1 protein-coding gene is annotated in these 891 nt (G+C 57.5%); it reads right to left on the minus strand.

Features of this window, described 5'->3' with window-relative positions:
* Positions 1–62: 62 nt before the first annotated feature.
* Positions 63–830, minus strand: a complete 768-nt coding sequence (locus HB393_RS24890; RefSeq protein WP_213807926.1) for an IS6 family transposase — start codon at positions 828–830, stop codon at positions 63–65.
* Positions 831–891 lie beyond the last annotated feature (61 nt).

Raw genomic sequence — 891 nt, forward strand, 5'->3', positions numbered from 1 at the left:
GGCTCTGTTGCAAGAAGTAGGCATGGACAGGGCCGTCCCGGGGGTACCGTTCGATCTGGACGTCAGGCAGGTTGGAGTTCGAGTTGGTCATTGATAACTTCGACGGCCTCGGCGAGCGCACTGGCACCGATACCGAAAGCGCGTTCGACGATGCGCGCCTCGCCTCGGATGTCTTGCGTGAGGTTGAAGATCGCCGCCTGGCCCTTCCGTAAGGCACGCATCACCTCAAATCCCATGATGGTCGTATAGGCGGTCTTCAGTGTCTTGAAGCCTCTCACTGGACGGATCAGTTGCTTCAGCTTGCCATGATCGGCTTCGACCACATTGTTCAAATACTTGACCTGTCGATGCACCGCTCCCTCGGGACATTTGCCTTCGGCTTTCAGTTCCGAGATCGCGATCCCGTAGGTTGGGGCTTTGTCCGTGTTGATCACAGTTGGCTTCTCCCAATCCTTCAAACCGTTCAGCGCTTTGCCGAGAAAGCGCTTCGCCGCCTTGGCGTTCCGTGTCGGCGAGAGATAGAAATCGATCGTGTCTCCATCCTTGTCGAGCGCTCGATACAGATAGGTCCATTTGCCGCGAACCTTGACGTAAGTCTCATCGGCCCGCCAGCTCGTCGACCGCGGACGACGCCACTGCCAGCGCAGCCGCTTTTCTATTTCAGGCGCGTACCGTTGAACCCAGCGATAGATCGTGGAATGATCGACCGGCACGCCGCGCTCGCCCATCATCTGCTCGAGATCGCGATAGCTGATGCCATAGCGGCAGTACCAACGCACCGCCCAAAGGATGATCTCGCCTTCAAATTGACGCCACTTGAACTCTGACATGACCAGCTCCGCTCGGGTTCAGCCCATTTTCACGCAACCACCGAAAACTTGCAACAGAGCC

Source organism: Granulicella sp. dw_53, from assembly GCF_018449545.1.
GTDB lineage: Bacteria > Acidobacteriota > Terriglobia > Terriglobales > Acidobacteriaceae > Edaphobacter.

What these genes read in the sequence shown, in the direction of transcription:
- HB393_RS24890 (WP_213807926.1), bottom strand. Translation starts at nt 830, where the DNA reads ATGTCAGAGTTCAAGTGGCGTCAATTTGAAGGCGAGATCATCCTTTGG.